The organism is Sphingomonas sp. Leaf407, from assembly GCF_001425385.1.
In the GTDB taxonomy this organism is placed as follows: domain Bacteria; phylum Pseudomonadota; class Alphaproteobacteria; order Sphingomonadales; family Sphingomonadaceae; genus Sphingomonas.
Genome location: NZ_LMQO01000004.1, coordinates 188,779 through 205,805 on the forward strand (window position 1 = coordinate 188,779; position 17,027 = coordinate 205,805).

The following is a 17,027-nucleotide window of genomic DNA, read 5'->3' on the forward strand; positions in this document are numbered from 1 at the left end:
TCCCGGGGGTACGCGGCCCCGGCTTTGCCGGGGCCGTTTTTGTTTTAGAACGTGACGGCCGGTCGATTCGGACCGCCCCATGGAGAGTATCCGCGTGAGCCAGCGTGTCCTTGAGCCTTCGACCCATCGGCGCAGGACGACGGGGCGCACGATCGCCCTGCTGCTCGCCGTCGCCCCCGCCGCGCTCGTCGCCGCCCCGCGCCAGACGATCCCGCTCGAGCGCGGCTGGCAGGTCCGCCTCGCCCCCGGCGATGCGGCGGCAAAGGATCATCCGAAGGCCGCGCGCTGGCTCCCCGCCACGGTGCCGGGCTATGTCCAGACCGATCTGATCGCGGCACGGATCACGCCCGACCCGTTCGTCGGCCTGAACGAAGCGACGATCCAGTGGGTCGGGCGCAGCGACTGGGACTATCGCGGAACCCTGAACGCTTCCCCGGCGCTGCTGGCGCGGGGCCACGTCGACCTCGTGTTCGACGGGCTCGACACCTTTGCCGAGGTCTTCGTCAACGGCACGAAGCTGCTCGCCGCCGACAATGCCCATCGCCGCTGGCGCGCCGACGCCAAGCCATTGCTGCGCGCCGGCGCGAACGAGATCCGCATCGCGTTCAAATCGCCGCTCGGCGTGCTGAAACCGGTGGTGGCGGGCATCGCCAATCCGCTGCCCGGTGAATATGATTCGACCGCCGGCGACGAACCCGAAGGGCGGCAGACCTCGCCCTATATCCGCAAGCCCAAATATCATTACGGCTGGGACTGGGGTCCCCGCATCCTCAACGTCGGCCCCAACGGCGCGGTCAAGGTCGACGCATGGGACGACGCCCGGATCGAGACGCTGCGCGTCCAGCAGGAAGCCGTCACCCCGGCCGAGGCGCGTCTCACCGCCGAGGTACTGATCGTCGCCGATCGCGCCGCGACCGTACAGGTCGACGCGACCGTGACCGGCCCCGGCGGCACCCCCGTCCGCGCCAGCCGCACCGTGCAGGTCGCCGCCGGCGAGAACCGCGTCGCGGTGCCGCTCGCCATCGCCGATCCGCAACTCTGGTATCCTGCGGGCTATGGCGCGCAGCCGCTTTACACCGTCACCACCGACGTCAGCCTCGACGGCGAGATCGTCGACCGCCAGCAGCGCAGTACCGGCATCCGCACGGTCGAGCTGGTCCGCAAGAAGGACGCCATCGGGCGCGGCTTCCTGCTCAAGGTCAACGGCATCCCGATGTTCGCCAAGGGCGCGAACCTGATCCCGTTCGACAGCTTCGGCCCGCGCGTCACCGATCAGCGAATGCAGTCAATTCTGGCGGATGCGAAGGCCGCCAACATGAACATGATCCGCATCTGGGGCGGGGGCATGTATCTGCCCGACAGCTTCTTCGATGCGGCCGATGCGCTGGGGCTGATGATCTGGTCCGACTTCATGTTCGGCGGCGCGGTCACACCCTATGATCGCGAGTTCCGCGAGAGCGTGCGGATCGAGGCGGAGGAACAGGTCGACCGGGTGCAGGCGCACCCCTCGATCGTGCTGTGGTCGGGCAACAACGAAGTCCTGTCGGGCTGGGAGACGTGGAGCGACCGCACCGCGTTCAAGGCGCGGGTCGGGCCGGGGGAGCGCGAGCGCGTCGGCGTCGGCATGGCGATCCTGTTCAACCAGGTGCTGCGCGACGCCGCCGAGCGGCGCGACGCCGACGTGCCCTATTGGCCCGGCAGCCCCAGCAGCAACTATGACGGCAAGCCCGATCAGGACGGCGACGGCGACCGCCATTACTGGGACGTGTGGGGCGGCAAGAAGCCCGCGACCGCCTATCTCGATAGCTGCCCGCGCTTCATGTCCGAATACGGGCTACAGGCGATGCCCGACATGGCGACCATCGCCCGCTTCGCGAAACCGAAAGATTACGCGATCGAATCGCCGGTCATGAAGGCGCACCAGAAGTTCCTGAAGGGCGAGGGTCAGGGCCGGCTGCTCGACTATATCCGCATGCGCTACCGCGAGCCGCGCGACTTCGCCGACTTCGTGTATCTCTCCCAGGTAATGCAGGCCGACGGCATCCAGTTGGGCGCGCTCCACCACCGCGCCTGCCGCCCGGTCACGACGGGATCGCTCTACTGGCAGTTGAACGACGTGTGGCCCGGCGCGTCATGGTCGAGCATCGATTATTACGGCCGGTGGAAGGCGCTGCACTTCGCCGCGCGGCGGTTCTTCGCCCCTGTCGCCATCGCGGCGGCGCGCAAGGAGAGCGGCAGCACCAGCATTACATTGATCTCCGACGCGACGCAGCCGGTCGCGGCGCGCTGGATCGTGCGCACCATCGACGTCACCGGCCGCGAACTGGCGCGGCGTGAGAATGCGGTGTCGCTCGCCCCGCTGTCGGCGACGGGGGTCGGCATCTTCACCGATGCCGACCTGTTCGGCACCGCCGACCGTCGCACCGCCTTCGCGGTCGCCGAACTGGTGATCGACGGCCGGGTCGCCTCGCGCAGCCTCGTCTCGGCACTGCCCGAAAAAGCGATGGCGCTGCCCGATCCGGGCTTCGTCACCCGCTGGTCGAACGCGGAGGGCCGCCCGACGCTCACCGTCACCGCCACCCGGCTGGCGCGCGCGCTGTGGATCGACTTCGGCACGCTGCCGGTACAGGCGTCGGACAATTTCCTCGACCTGCTGCCCGGCGAAAGCGTTACCGTCACCATCACCGGCAAGGCATCGACCGCCAGCCTGAAACGAGCGCTGCGCCTCAGGACGCTGGGCGCGGAGAAAGCGAAATGACGATCCTCCTCGCGCTCCTCGCCGGCGTTGCCGAACCGGACCCGCAGATCGCCGCGACCATCGCGGCGATGACCCCGGCGGAAAAGGCCGCGCAACTGCAAAGCAGCGCCCCCGCACAAGGCGATGCCCTGCCCGCCTACGACTATTGGAACGAGGCGCTGCACGGTCTGGCGCGCAACGGCGTGGCGACGGTGTTCCCGCAGGCGATCGGGCTGGCGGCGACATGGGATGCGCCGCTGATGGAGCGGATCGGCACCGTCGTGTCGACCGAGGCCCGCGCCAAATATAATGCGCTGCCCGGCAAGAACCGCCGGCGCTACGAGGGGCTGACGATCTGGTCGCCCAACATCAACATCTTCCGCGATCCGCGCTGGGGTCGCGGCATGGAAACCTATGGCGAGGACCCGGTGCTGACCGGCGGCCTCGCGGTCGGCTATGTCCGGGGATTGCAGGGGCCGGACCCGCTGCAACCGCGCGTGATAGCCACCCCCAAGCACTTGGTCGCGCACAGCGGCCCCGAAGCCGGGCGCGACGCCTTCAGCGTGCAGACCGCGCCCTATGACATGGAGGCGACCTACCTCCCCGCCTTCCGCCGCGCGATCACGGAAGGGCAGGCGCAGTCGGTGATGTGCGCCTATAACGGCGTCCATGGCGTGCCGGTCTGCGCCGCCGACTGGCTGCTCAACGACCGGTTGCGCGGCGACTGGGGCTTCACCGGCCTCGTCGTGTCGGACTGCGACGCGATCGGCAATATCGCCCATTATCAACGCTACACCCTCGACAACGCCGCCGGCTCCGCCGCCGCGCTCAACGCCGGCATGGACCTCAATTGCGGCAGCGCCTACGCCGCGCTGCCCAAGGCGCTCGAACGCGGGCTGACGACGCCGGCGATCATCGACCGCGCGCTCACCCGCACCTTCGAGGCGCGCAAGCGGCTGGGCGATGCGTTCGGCGCCAAGAGCCGCTGGGACTCGATCCCCGCCTCGGCGCTCCACACCCCGGCCAACCGCGCGCTGGCGCTGGAGGCGGCGCGCAAGTCGATCGTCCTGCTCGAAAACAACGGCGTCCTGCCGCTCAAGCGCGGTGCGAAAATCGCGGTGATCGGCCCCAACGCCGACAGCCTCGACGTGCTGGAGGGCAATTACAACGGCACCCCGGCCAATCCGGTGACGCCGCTCACCGGCATGCAGCAGCGCTTCGCCGTCGCCTATGCTCAAGGCGCGACGCTGGCCGACAACGTGCCGCTTCCCGTACCCCAGACCGCGTTCGGCGCGGGGCTGAAGGCGGAATATTTCGCTGATCCGGCGATGACCGGCATGCCCGTGGCGACGCGCACCGACCGCACGATCGATTTCAACTGGCGGCGCACCAGCCCGCTCGCGGCGCTGCCGGTCGATCGCTACGGGGTGCGCTGGAGCGGCAGCCTCACCCCGCCGGGGCCGGGGCGCTACACGCTCAGGATCGACATCAACCGCTGCTGGGACAAATGCACCGGGCGTGACAGCGTGAAGCTGTGGATCGACGGGCGCGACGTGCTGACCAGCGCCGCTGCCGGCGCGGCGGTCGAAGGTGCCGCCAACGACAGCAAGTCCGAACGGATGGAGGCGACGCTCGACTTCACCGATACCGCGCCAAAGCCGTTCCGCCTCGACCTCACCCACGCCGGCACCGACGACAGCATCCGCCTGACGTGGGTCGCCCCTGCCGAGGCGCAACGCGCGCAGGCAGTCGCGGCGGCACAATCGGCCGATGCCGTCGTCGCCTTCGTCGGCCTGTCGCCGGCGGTCGAGGGCGAGGCGCTGCGCCTCGAAGTCGCCGGCTTCTCGGGTGGCGACCGCACCGACATCGCGCTGCCGCCGACGCAGACCGCGTTGCTCGAAGCGGTCAAGGCGACGGGCAAGCCGCTGGTCGTCGTGCTGCTGTCGGGCAGCGCGGTCGCGCTCGAATGGGCCAAGACCCACGCCGACGCGATCGTCGCCGGCTGGTATCCGGGCGAGGTCGGCGGCACCGCGATCGCCGACGTGCTCGACGGGACGACCAACCCGTCGGGCCGCCTGCCCGTCACCTTCTACGCCCGCACGAGCGACCTGCCCGCCTTCGTCGATTACAATATGAAGGGGCGGACCTACCGCTATTTCGACGGCACGCCGATGTGGGGCTTCGGCTTCGGCCGGAGCTACACCAGCTATGGCTATAGCGACGCGAAGGCTCCCGCCACCCTCGCCGCCGGCCAGTCGCTCACCGTAACCGCCCGTATCGCCAACACCGGCAAGCGTGCGGGCGAGGAAGTGGCGCAGGCCTATCTGATCGCGCCCGACGCGCTCAACCGGATCGGCGCGTGGAACGATCCGGTGCTGCGCCACAGCCTCGTCGGCTTTCAGCGCGTCGCGCTGAAGCCGGGCGAGGCGAAAACCGTGACCTTCACCCTCGACCCGCGCCTGCTCAGCACGGTCGCACTCGACGGCAAGCGCGCGGTGCGGCCGGGGCAATATCGCCTGTTCGTCGGCGGCGGCCAGCCCGGCGCGACGCCGGGACAGGAAGTGACGTTCACCATCACCGGCACGCAGGAGCTGCCCAAATGACGATGCTCTCGCGGCGAACGCTGCTCGGCAGCAGCGCCGGCCTTGCCGTCTCGGCATCGCTTCCCGCGGTCGGCGTGGCCGCCCGCACCCGGCCCGACCTGTTCATCGGCACCGGCGGCGACGGCCATACCTTCCCCGGCGCGACGATGCCGTTCGGCATGGTGCAACTGTCGCCCGATACCGACACGACGCGCTGGGAAACCTGCTCGGGCTATCACAAGAGCGACACCTCGATCCTCGGGTTCAGCCACACCCATTTGTCGGGCACCGGCATCGGCGACATGCTCGACGTGCTGGTGGTGCCGACCCGCGGACCGGTGCGACTGGAGGGCGGGCCGCGCGACAACCCCGACGCGGGCTATCGCCAGCGCTTCTCGAATGAAGTCGCCGAGCCCGGCTATTACGCTGTCACGCTCGAAAGCGGGGTTCGCGCCGAACTGACCGTGACCGAACGCACCGGCATCCAGCGGCATCGCTTCCCTGCCGGCCCCGGCCATATCCTGATCGACATGTCGCATCTGGTGATGGAGGGGCCGAACCAGCGCCCTTATATCGACGATGCCGCGCTGACGCTGGAACCGGACGGCAGCATCACCGGCACCCGCCGCGTGTTCCGCTGGGCCAAGGGGCGGCGGATCTTCTTCGCGATGCAATTGTCGCGCAAACCCGACCGGATCGAATTCTTCGGCGACGGCGACGCGCCCGCCGGCAGCACGGGCGTGAAGGGCAACCGCGTCAAGGCAGTGCTGCATTATGCCGACGCCGGCAGCGCCCCGATCGTGATCCGCACCGGCATTTCGGCCGTCGACCTGAACGGCGCGAAGGCCAATCTCGCCGCCGAGGCGAAGCATTGGGACTTCGATCGCTATGCCCGCGCCGCGCGCACCGCATGGGCGCGCGAGCTGGACCTGATGACCTTCGAAGGGGGCAGCGCGGCGCAGCGCACCGTCGCGTCTTCAGCGCTCTATCACGCCTCGATCGGGCCGACATTGTTCTCCGACGTCGACGGCCGCTACGTCGGGCTCGACCGGCAGGTGCATAGCGTGCCGAAGGGCGAACAGGCGTACAGCGCCTATTCGCTGTGGGACACCTATCGCGCCTTCCATCCCCTGCAGACGCTGATCCGCCCGGCGCGCACCCGCGAATTCGTCGGCGACCTGATCCGCCAGACGCAGCAAAGCCCGTTCGGCCCGCCGGTCTGGCCGTTGCAGGGCGTGGAGACCGGCACGATGATCGGCTGGCATGCAGTCCCCGTGCTGGCCGAGGCGCGCGCCAAGGGCGTGCCCGGCGACTATGCCGCCGCATGGGGCGGGGTGAAGAAGCGCTCGTTCGACTGGTCGACCCCCAATCTCGACAACAGCATCGGCGTGCAGCCCTATGACGAGCTGGGCTATGCCCCGGCCGACCGCATCTTCGAGAGCGTGTCGAAAACGCTCGAATATGCCTATGACGATTATGCCGGCGCGTGCATCGCCGATGCGGCGGGCGATGCCGCCGGCGCGGCGCGGCTACGCAAACGGTCGGGCAACTGGCGCAACGTGTTCGACGTGAAGACCGGTTTCGCCCGCGCCCGCCTTGCCGACGGACGCTGGGCCGAACCCTTCGCCCCCAACGGCATCGCCCACAGCAAGAAATGGCGCGACTATACCGAGAGCAATAGCTGGCAGGCGACGTTCCTGAACCAGCACGACATCCCCGGCCTGATCGCGGCGATGGGCGGCGATGCCGCGTTCGAGGCGAAGCTGGACGGGCTGTTCAACGCCTCGTCCGAACTGCCCGCCGATGCGCCGCCCGACATCTCGGGACTGGTCGGGCAATATGCGCACGGCAACGAACCGAGCCACCATGTCGCCTATATGTATGCGTACTGCGGCGCACCGTGGAAGACGCAAGCCATGGTCCGCCGGCTGCTGACCGAAATGTACCACGACCGCCCCGACGGCATCATCGGCAACGACGACTGCGGCCAGATGAGCGCATGGTATCTTCTGTCGGCGCTCGGCTTCTATCCGGTCGATCCGGTCAGCGCGGTCTATGTGCTGGGCAGCCCGTTGTTCGACCGCGCCGTCGTGCGCGTCGGTAGCGGCAGGCGGCTGGTGGTCGAGGCGCGCGGCAACGCCCCCGACCGGCCCTATGTGCAGGCGGTCCGCTGGAACGGCCGGCCATGGACCAAGAGCTGGATCGCGCATGCCGATCTGGTGAAGGGCGGCACGCTGTCGTTTGACATGGGCGCGACGCCCAACAAGGCATTCGGGTCCGCGCCCGGGGACCGGCCGGGGCGGCGTTGATCGCCGCGCTGCTCCTCGCCGCCGCGCCGGTCACGGTGCCGCTGAACGCTGCCTGTGTCGAGGGCACCGACCCGGCGGCGCAAGTGCTACGCGAACGGCTGGCGGAGCGCGGGGCGGTATGTCCCGCCCCGTCGTCATTCCGGCGCAGGCCGGAATCCATGGATGGGGGGACGGCAGCGAAAGCGCCGGGAACACCCGACACAATGGATTCCGGCCTTCGCCGGAATGACGGGGGGCGCGGAGTGACGATCCGCTTCCTCCCCGCGCGCCTAACCGCCGAAGCCTTCGCGATCGACACCACGCCGACCGCCATCACCATCCGCGCCGCGACCACCCGCGCCCGGCTCTATGCCGCCGGCTGGCTGCTGCGCCACACCGATGGGCTGACGCTCACCGCGCCGGCACACCTGACCGACGCCCCCGCGACCACGATACGCGGCACCCAGATCGGCTACCGCGCCAAGAACAACAGCTATGATGCATGGACCCTCCCCATGCTCACCCGCCGGATCGAGGATTTCGCGCTGCTGGGGGCCAACCGCATCCAGTTCGTGGCGCCGGTGTCCGACGATGCCGCAACCTCGCCGCTCTCGCCGCTGCCCGCCACCGAAACGCTGGTCGCGCTCAGCGCCGCCACCCACCGCCTCGGGCTGGACACGGCACTCTTCTATCCGGCGCTGCGCGACTATACCAAGGCCGGCAACGCCGAAGCCGAGGTAGCCGACCTCACCGCGCTGCTCGCGAAACTGCCCGCGCTCGATGCGCTCTACATCCCCGGCGGCGATCCCGGCCACACCGCACCCACCGACCTGTTCCCGCTCGGCGAACGCCTCGCCACATCCTTGCGCCGGCGTTTCCCCAAGGCCGAACTGCTGCTCTCGACGCAGGGGTTCGACGCCGCCGGCCTCAACGCCTTCCATGCCGAACTGGCCAAACGTCCACGCTGGCTGTCGGGCCTGTTCGTCGGTCCGCAGACCCGCGACAGCCTCGCCACCCATGTCGCGCGCGTGGGCGAAGCCTATCCGCTTGAGACCTATCCCGACACCGCGCACACCATGCACGCGCAATTCCCGATTCCCGACTGGCACCCGGCCTTCGCGCTGACGCAGGGGCGCGAGCCGGTGAACCCCCGCCCCGCCGCCACGCAGCGCATCTTTCAGTATCTCCGCCCCGGCAGCCGCGGCTTCGTGACCTATAGCGAGGGCGTCAACGACGACTGGAACGTGACCCAGTGGTTCCGCCTCGGCTGGAACCCCGCCACCGCATCGAACGAGATCGCCGCTGACTACGCGCGGATGTTCGTCGGCGACTTGGGTTTCGCCGCCGTGCCGATGGCGCTGGAGGGCAACTGGCGCGGCGATCCCGCCGCCAATGCCGGGATCGACGCGACGCTGACGCTGGTCGAACGCCTCCGCCCGGCGGCCTGGGCCGACTGGCGGATCGATCTCTATCGCTACCGCGCGACCTATGATGCGCTGGTCCGCCACCGCCTGATCGCCGCGCGCGAGCGCGAGGGCGAGGCGCGCTGGACGCTGCGACAGGCCACCGCCATCGGTGCGGAGGCCGCCGCCGTCGCCGCGCGCTTCGCCTATGCCCGCAGCGAACCCGCCATCGTTGCGCCGCTGCGCGCCGACCTCACCACCATCGCCGACCGGCTGTGGCAGCGTGCGCGGATGCAGTTGTCGGTCGTGCGCCACGGCGCATCGCACTGGGAACGCGGCGCGAACCTCGACCGCGCCGATATTGCGCTGAACGATCGCACCGCCGTTGAAGCCGGTATCGCCGCCGCCCTGTCCCGGCCCGACGCCGCCGCCCGCCTCCACGCGATCGGCGATCCGTGGCGCAACCGCGACATGGCGCTGTACGACGATCTCGGCGATCCCCTGAACGAGCCGCATCTTGTCCGGGGGCCGGGTTTCGACGCCGATCCGCAATCGCTGGCAAGCGCGATCGACGGTATCGCCGACCATATCCCCGACGAGGGCTGGCGCATGGCCGACCTCAGCTACGCCGAGGGACTGTACGAAACCCCGGTCCGCCTGCGCTACACCGGGCTGGAGCGCAACCGCCGCTACCGCCTCGTCGCGCGCTGGGCGGGCGAGGGCTATGCGCTGCCAATGCGGCTGATGGGCGACGGCACCGAACTCCACCCCTATCGTGCCCGTACCGCCAACCCCGAAACCGTCGAGACGCCGATCCCGCAGGCGCTCACCGCCGATGGCGCGCTGACCCTCGAATGGCACCGCCCGCCCGGCATCGGCGGTGGCGGGCGCGGCCATCAGATCGCACAGACCTGGCTGATCCCCGAACCCCTCGAACCCCATGCTTTCGGAGCACCGCAATGACCCTTTCCCGCCGCAGCCTGATGGGCAGCAGCCTGATCGCCGGCGCCGCCGCGTGCAGCCCGGTCCGTCCCAACGGCGGTGCCGGCCCCCTCCCCGCGCCATGGGGGGCGACGCCGTCGCCGCGTCAGCTCAAATGGCATGATCGCCGCCAGTACGGCTTCATCCATTTCTCGATCAACACCTTCACCGACAAGGAATGGGGCTATGGCGACGAGGACCCCAAGCTGTTCAACCCGACCGACTTCGATCCCGACCAGATCGTCACGGCGGCCAAGGCGGGGGCGCTGACCGGCCTGATCCTCACCGCCAAGCATCACGACGGCTTCTGCCTGTGGCCGACGATGCTGACCGAGCACTGCATCCGCAATTCGCCCTACAAACAGGGCAAGGGCGACATCGTCGGCGAACTGGCGGCGGCATGCGCGCGCGGCGGGATCGATTTCGGCGTGTATCTTAGCCCCTGGGACCGCAACCGCGCCGATTACGGCACGCCCGCCTACATCACCTATTATCGCGCGCAACTGACCGAACTCTGCACCCGCTACGGCAAGCTGTTCGAGGTGTGGTTCGACGGCGCGAACGGCGGTGACGGCTATTACGGCGGCGCGCGCGAGACGCGGCGGATCGACGCCCCGGCCTATTACGACTGGCCGTCGATCGTGAAGCTGGTCCACGACCTGCAACCCGATGCCTGCACCTTCGATCCGCTGGGCGCCGACATCCGCTGGGTCGGGAACGAGGACGGCCACGCCGCCGACCCGTGCTGGCCGACGATGCCCGACCATCCGTACGATCAGGCCGAGGGCAATACCGGCGTGCGCGGCGCACCCCTGTGGTGGCCGGCCGAAACCAACGTCTCGATCCGGCCCGGCTGGTTCTACCACGCCGACGAGGATGCGCAGGTCAAGACGCCGCAGAAGATCATGGAGATGTACGACCAGTCGGTCGGCCATGGCACCACCTTCCACCTCAACCTGCCGCCCGACCGGCGCGGCCGCATTCCCGACCGCGACGTCGCCAGCCTCACCGCGTTCGGCGACGCGATCCGCGCGACCTTCGCGACCGATCTGGCGGCAGGCGCGGTCGTCACCGCCAGCGCCGATGCCGGGGGGAGCGCGCGCAACGTCAACGACGGGCGGCTCGACACCTTCTGGCTCGCGCCCGCCGATGCGAGGGACGCGACGGTCACGCTCGACCTGCCGCCCGGCCGCAGCTTCGACACCATCCGGTTGCAGGAATGGCTGCCGCTCGGCCTGCGCGTCACCCGCTTCGCGATCGACGTGTCGGACGGCGGTGACGTGTGGACCACGGTCGCCGAAAAGGACATGGTCGGGCCGCAGCGCCTGATCCGCCTGGGCACGCCGATCGCCCCGCGCCGCGTCCGCTTCCGCACCATCGCCGCCGAGGCCGGCCCGGCGCTGCGCGAATTCGCGCTGTTCCGCTCGGTCGCCCCCGCCACCCTGCCGCCCGCGCGCAACAACGATCCGAGCATCGTCGATCGCACCGGCTGGCGCGTGACCGCCGCCAGCGCGCCCGGCGGCGCGGCGATCCTCGACGCTTCCCCGCGCACCGCATGGATCAGCCCGGCCCCCGCCAGCCTGACGATCGACATGGGTCGTTCGGAGACGCTGGCCGGCTTCACCCTCACCCCCACCCGCCACATCGATCCGCAGGCCGCCCCGCCAATGCGCTACCGCGTCGAAACCAGCGTCGACGGGCGGAGCTGGACACCGGGCGGCGAAGGTGAGTTCCAGAACATCAACTACGCCCGCGCGACGCAGCGCCTGCCCTTCCCGACCCCACGGCCTGCGCGCTACCTGCGCTTCGCCTTCCCGCAACCGGCGGTCCCCGCCCCGGCGATCGCCGTCGCCGAGATCGGCGCGTTCCGGTAAGGCTGCAACGCCGCGATGTTGCCCTTTCGAGGGGAACATCGCGGCCCACCGCTACCCCTTCGTCAGCACCCGCACCACGCCGGTGATTCCCGACGGCTGGTTCGCTGCCGCCTCCGCCAGCACCGCAACCGTCTTCGCGCCCGCCGGAATCGCCACGTTCACTGGCCCCGGTGCCGCCTCCGTCTTGATGGCGACCAGCCGGCCGTCGACATAGACCTTCGCCAGCCCGGCGATGGCCGCGAAGGCGATGACGCCGCCGTCCGCCATCACCCGCCGCCGCACCGGAATGGCGGCGCGATACAGGCGGAAGCTGCGCGCCGGTTCGGGCGGGGTCGGCGTGCCGCTGCGGGTGAACGCCCAGCTATTATTGTCGTCGGCGGACGGGGCCAGCGCCGGATCGGGGCTGGCGGCGAATGCCGGCGAGCGTCGCCAGCCGGCGATGAACGCCCCGCCCGGCGTCGCCGCCACCTGCGCGCGCGGTTCGGCGGCGATCCGGGGGATCGTCAGCCGCGCGGGGCGCAAGCCCTCCGCCTGCGCGACGATCGTGACTGGCCCACGCCCGATCTCGGCCTGCACCAGCATCTGCGCGAGGCCGTTGAACAGCGCCCGCTCTGGCGCCTTTTCGCTCTCATGGCTGTTGGGATTGCCGTTGCCGACGCCGATCAGCGTCGCGCCGGCGACCGTGAAGCGCGTCGCCCGGTTCTCGGTCGGAACATGCCGCCCCTGCGCATCGACCGCGTCGATCGTGACCGCCACCACATCCTCACCGTCGCCCAGCATCGTGGCCCGCGCCGGCGTCAGCCGCAGCGCCACCGCCGGCCCCGCCGTCTCGTGGATCGCGCGCGCGACCTCGCGTCCGCCGCGCAGGGCCACCGCCTCCAGCCGCCCCGGCGCGTAGGGCACGGTGAAGGCATTGCCCATGATCCGGTCGACCGCCTGTTCGCCGATCATCCGCCCGTTGAGCAGCACCCGCACCCGATCGGCGTTGCTCGTGACGAGCAGCTCGACCGGCTGTCCCTCACGTCCGGGCCATGTCCAGTGCGGCGCGATGCCGACGACCGCCTCGTCGTCTATCCAATGCGCGCGGTGGATGTCATAGGCGGTCTTGGCGAAACCGCACAGGTCGAGGATGCCGAAGAAGCTCGCGACGCTCGGCCAGGTGAACGGCGTCGGCTCGCCGTGATAGTCGAACCCGGTCCACACGAACCCGCCCGCGACGAAGCGGCGTTTGGCGATCTCCGCCCAAGCCTGCCGGTGCGTCGCGCCCCACGGTGCGGCCTCGGTATCCATCGAGGTCATGACGTTGGCCGCCTTGTCGGTCGCATAGGCGCCGCGCGTCATATAGGCGCTGGTATCCTCCGACGAGGTGCTGGGTTTCGCGGGGTTCAGCGCGTGGAACTTGTCGTAATCGCCCTGATAATAGTTGAACCCCATCACATCGACCACGCTCGACACGTTCTGCGGGTCGTAGAAGCTGCCGTTCATCGCCGCCGTCACCGGCCGGCTGCCGTCGAGCGCATGGACCCGCGCGGCCATCCGCCGCACCATCTCGACGCCCGCCTCGGTGCCCTGCATCGGTTCCTCGTTGAACACCGACCACAGGATGATGCTCGGATGGTTGCGATGCGCCCGCACCAGCCATTCGAGCTGCGCCATATTCTCCGGCGCCGGGTTAAAGACGCGGTTCTCGTCCATCACGACGAACCCCATCCGGTCGCACAGATGATAGAAAGCGTCGGCCTGCGCATTGTGCGAACAGCGGATGGCGTTGACGCCGGTGTCCTTCATCCGCTGCAACCGCCATTCGAGCAGCGCGTCGGGCACCGCCACCCCGACCCCGGCATGGTCCTGATGCAGACACACGCCCTTCAGCTTGACCGGCTTGTCGTTGAGGAAGAAGCCCTGATCCGCATCGAAGCGGATCGTGCGGAAGCCGACGGGCACCCGCCGTTCGTCACGCCCGCCCGCCGCCTCGCTCGTCACCCGCACCGCATACAGCGTTGGCGTCTCGATCGACCATAATGCCGGCTGCGCCACCGGCAGCGTCAGCGCGACGCTGGCCTGCCCGAGCGGCGTCACCCTCGCCTGCCCGGTCGCGGTGGCGATGACCTTGCCCGCCGGATCGATCAGTTCGGCGGTAACGCTCGCCGTCGCCTCGCCGCGCGCGATGCTTTCCAGCGTCACTGCCAACGGCACCTGCCAGCCGCCGTCGCCCCGGCGCGGGTCGCAATGGACCCCGTCGGTCGCGATTCCTACCGCCGATCGCTTCGCCAGCCAGATGTCGCGGTAGAGGCCGGCCCCTTCGTACCACCAGCCTTCCATCTGCGTCGCATCGACCCGCACGGCGATGACGTTCAGTTCGTCGCCGAACCGCGCGAACGGCGTCAGGTCGATGGTGATCGCGTTGTAGCCGGAGAAGTTGCGCGCCACGACGCTGCCGTTGATCCAGATCGTCGAGGCGGTGGCGATCGCGCCGAAATGCAGTTCCAGCCGCTTGCCCCGATCCGCCGGATCGAGCCGCAGCGTGCGACGATACCAGCCGATCCCGCGCGGGCGATAGCCCTGCGACACGTTCGCGCTCTCGACGAACGGTTGCGCCGATGCCCAGTCGTGCGGCAGCGTGACCGAAGCCCAGTTGCTGTCGTCATGGTCCATCGCCGCCGCCCCGCGCGCATTACCGGCCTTGGCGTTCAGATAGGTCGCGTCATGCGTCAGCGGCGCGGGCGGCACGATGTCGCCCTCGTGGAACAGCCACCCCCGATTAAGCAGCGCGCGCGATGGATCGACCACCGGCAACCGCGCCGGCACGCCGCCGCGTGGCGCCAGTCCGTGCGGCAGCCCGCGCAACCCCGCACCGCGCGGCGCGGCGTGCAACGGCAACGGCAGCCCCGCCACCGCCAGCGTCCCCGCCGTGCCGCCAAGCAGCGTCCGGCGATCGATCGTTCCCATCGTCATTCGCTCTCTCCCCGATCGATCGCATCGCGCAGCGCGGCGACCGTCGCCCGGTCGGTCCGTGCCAGCGGCGCGGCAAAGCCCAGCGCGGCGACCTTCGCATCGTCCTGCACCACCGGCATCCCTGCCGACGCATGGACCTCGCTCGCCCCGGTCGCGGCCAGCAGCGCGGCGACATTGTCCGGCCGCACGCCCGATCCCGGCATCACCACGATCCGCCCGATGGCACGGGCCTGCATCGCCCGGATCACGGCCGCACCGTCCACCGCCTTCACCGCGCCGCCCGACGTCAGGATCCGCGCGAAGCCCAGCGCCACCGCCGGTTCCACCGCCGCGACCGGATCGGGCAGCAGGTCGACCGCGCGGTGCAGCGTCAGGTCGATGTCGTGCCGTTGCGCAACCACCGCCGCCACCCAGTCACCCAGCACGTCCATGTCGAGCGCGCCGCCGCGCACCGCGCCGAACACCAGCCCGTCGACCCCGGCGGCGATCAGCGCCCGCGCATCGGCCAGCGCGGTCGCGGCCTCGTGTCGGTCATAGGCGAAATCGCCCGCGCGCGGCCGCACCATCGCATGGACGCGCACCCCCGCCGTCCGCGCGACGCCCACGACCTGCGCCACCAGCCCCGGCGACGGCGTCAGCCCGCCCACCGACAACGCCCCGCACAGCTCGATCCGCTGCGCGCCGCCGGCGATCGCCGCCTCGCATCCGCCCATGCTGTCGATGCAGATTTCCAGCAGTATCGGCATCGTTCCCCGGTGAACATGGTTTCGCCGAGCTATGAAGCGCGCGCGGGCAAGGTCAACCCCGTCCGCTACCTTGACTCCCCCGCCGATCGCGACTAGGCGCGCCCTCAAGCGTCGTACCCGGATTCGTCCGCACGACGTCCGTCCGAGACAGCAGGTGCGGGTTTCCCGCTTAATGTCCTGCCGAGGCGGGGAATGTGTTGCAAATGCCCGCGCGGTTTCGCGTGGGCCTGCCATGGGCATACTGCCGTGGCGACCATGCCCCTTCACGGACTTTTCGCCCCGTTCGTCGTCCTCACGGCGAGCGGATCGTTCGCGGGCATATCCGGCACCCGGATACGCCCCAGTTAAGGAGAACGGCATGGATCGCACTCAGAAGAGTGAAGCCGTCGCCGAGCTGAACCGCACCTTCAACGAGGTCGGCGTGGTGGTCGTCACCCGCAACCTCGGCATGACCGTCGCGCAATCGACGGGCCTGCGCAACAAGATGCGTGATGCCGGCGCGAGCTACAAGGTCTCGAAGAACCGTCTTGCCCGGATCGCAGCCGAAGGCACGCCGTACGCGGTGATCGCCGACCTGCTGACCGGCCCGACGGCGCTGGCGACGTCGACCGATCCCGTTGCCGCGGCACGGGTCATCAACGACTTCGCCAAGACGAATGACAAGATCGAGATCGTCGGCGGCGCGATGGGCGGCCAGTTGCTCGACGCGGAAGGCATCAAGGCTCTGGCCTCGCTGCCCTCGCTCGACGAACTGCGCGCCAAGATCGTCGGCCTCATCGTTGCCCCGGCAACGAAGCTGGCGACCATCACCCAGGCTCCCGCGGCACAGATCGCCCGGGTCCTGTCGGCATATGCGGAGAAGGACGCGGCCTGACCGGCGGCTTCCTCATCAACACAACCTTTCTGATTTACGGAGAATATCATGGCTGACCTCAACGCAATCGTCGACCAGCTGAGCGAACTGACCGTCCTCGAAGCAGCCGAGCTGTCGAAGCTGCTCGAAGAGAAGTGGGGCGTTTCGGCCGCCGCTGCCGTTGCAGCACCTGCCGCCGCCGGTGGCGCCGCTGCTCCGGTCGCTGAAGAGCAGACCGAATTCGACGTCATCCTGACCGGCGACGGCGGCAAGAAGATCAACGTCATCAAGGAAGTCCGTGCGATCACCGCGCTCGGCCTGACCGAAGCGAAGGCACTGGTCGAAGGCGCGCCGAAGGCCGTCAAGGAAGGCGTGTCGAAGGACGAAGCCGCCAAGATCAAGGCGCAGCTCGAAGCCGCCGGCGCGACCGTCGAAGTCAAGTAAGCCGCAGGCGGGACAGCGGAGCCAAGGCTTCGCTATCTCCGCCAAGGCCGGCCGGCGGGCCGCAAGGCCCGACCGACGGGATGGAATTCACTTCCATCCCGGCTTGCCAAGGAAAAAGGGGCGGCCCCACGCGGGGACCGCCCCTTTTTCATGCCGGAACCATA

9 protein-coding genes are annotated in these 17,027 nt (G+C 69.6%); 7 read left to right on the top strand and 2 right to left on the bottom strand.

The annotated features are described in order from the left end of the window. Nucleotides 1-79: 79 nt before the first annotated feature. The 5 genes from ASG37_RS13155 to ASG37_RS13175 are packed head-to-tail and all read left to right on the top strand — an operon-like array spanning nt 80 to nt 11,865. Nucleotides 80-2,758: a beta-mannosidase gene (locus ASG37_RS13155; RefSeq protein ID WP_082448464.1), complete on the top strand. Its 2,679-nt coding sequence runs from the start codon at nt 80-82 to the stop codon at nt 2,756-2,758. Continuing rightward, the gene (locus ASG37_RS13160; RefSeq protein ID WP_055761013.1) at nt 2,755-5,340 is read left to right on the top strand and encodes a glycoside hydrolase family 3 C-terminal domain-containing protein; all 2,586 of its coding nucleotides are present in this window, start codon (nt 2,755-2,757) and stop codon (nt 5,338-5,340) included. Before ASG37_RS13155 ends, ASG37_RS13160 begins: the two co-directional genes overlap by 4 nt. Then, on the top strand, nt 5,337-7,628 hold the full coding sequence (locus ASG37_RS13165; protein ID WP_055761015.1) for a GH92 family glycosyl hydrolase: 2,292 nt from the start codon (nt 5,337-5,339) through the stop codon (nt 7,626-7,628). The genes ASG37_RS13160 and ASG37_RS13165 overlap by 4 nt, the downstream gene beginning before the upstream one ends. A gap of 35 nt (nt 7,629-7,663) precedes the next feature. Then, a complete protein-coding gene (locus tag ASG37_RS13170) occupies nt 7,664-9,973 on the top strand; it encodes a hypothetical protein (protein WP_414888229.1) in 2,310 nt (769 codons plus the stop codon). Beyond that, nucleotides 9,970-11,865, top strand: a complete 1,896-nt coding sequence (locus ASG37_RS13175; RefSeq protein ID WP_055761018.1) for an alpha-L-fucosidase — start codon at nt 9,970-9,972, stop codon at nt 11,863-11,865. The genes ASG37_RS13170 and ASG37_RS13175 overlap by 4 nt, the downstream gene beginning before the upstream one ends. Before the next feature lie 51 nt (nt 11,866-11,916). Here the strand turns inward: ASG37_RS13175 and galA are convergent, their stop codons facing one another. Both galA and ASG37_RS13185 read right to left on the bottom strand, forming a co-directional pair. Beyond that, nucleotides 11,917-14,814 (bottom strand): beta-galactosidase GalA, encoded by a 2,898-nt coding sequence (galA, locus tag ASG37_RS13180; RefSeq protein ID WP_156349215.1) that lies wholly within the window; start codon nt 14,812-14,814, stop codon nt 11,917-11,919. 2 nt (nt 14,815-14,816) lie between these two features. Then, the gene (locus tag ASG37_RS13185; protein WP_055761020.1) at nt 14,817-15,566 is read right to left on the bottom strand and encodes a copper homeostasis protein CutC; all 750 of its coding nucleotides are present in this window, start codon (nt 15,564-15,566) and stop codon (nt 14,817-14,819) included. 358 nt (nt 15,567-15,924) lie between these two features. On the opposite strand from ASG37_RS13185, the gene rplJ reads away from it, so the two are divergent. After that, on the top strand, nt 15,925-16,440 hold the full coding sequence (gene rplJ, locus ASG37_RS13190) for a 50S ribosomal protein L10 (RefSeq protein ID WP_055761025.1): 516 nt from the start codon (nt 15,925-15,927) through the stop codon (nt 16,438-16,440). A gap of 48 nt (nt 16,441-16,488) precedes the next feature. Beyond that, nucleotides 16,489-16,863, top strand: a complete 375-nt coding sequence (rplL, locus tag ASG37_RS13195; RefSeq protein WP_055761028.1) for a 50S ribosomal protein L7/L12 — start codon at nt 16,489-16,491, stop codon at nt 16,861-16,863. Nucleotides 16,864-17,027: the final 164 nt, after the last annotated feature.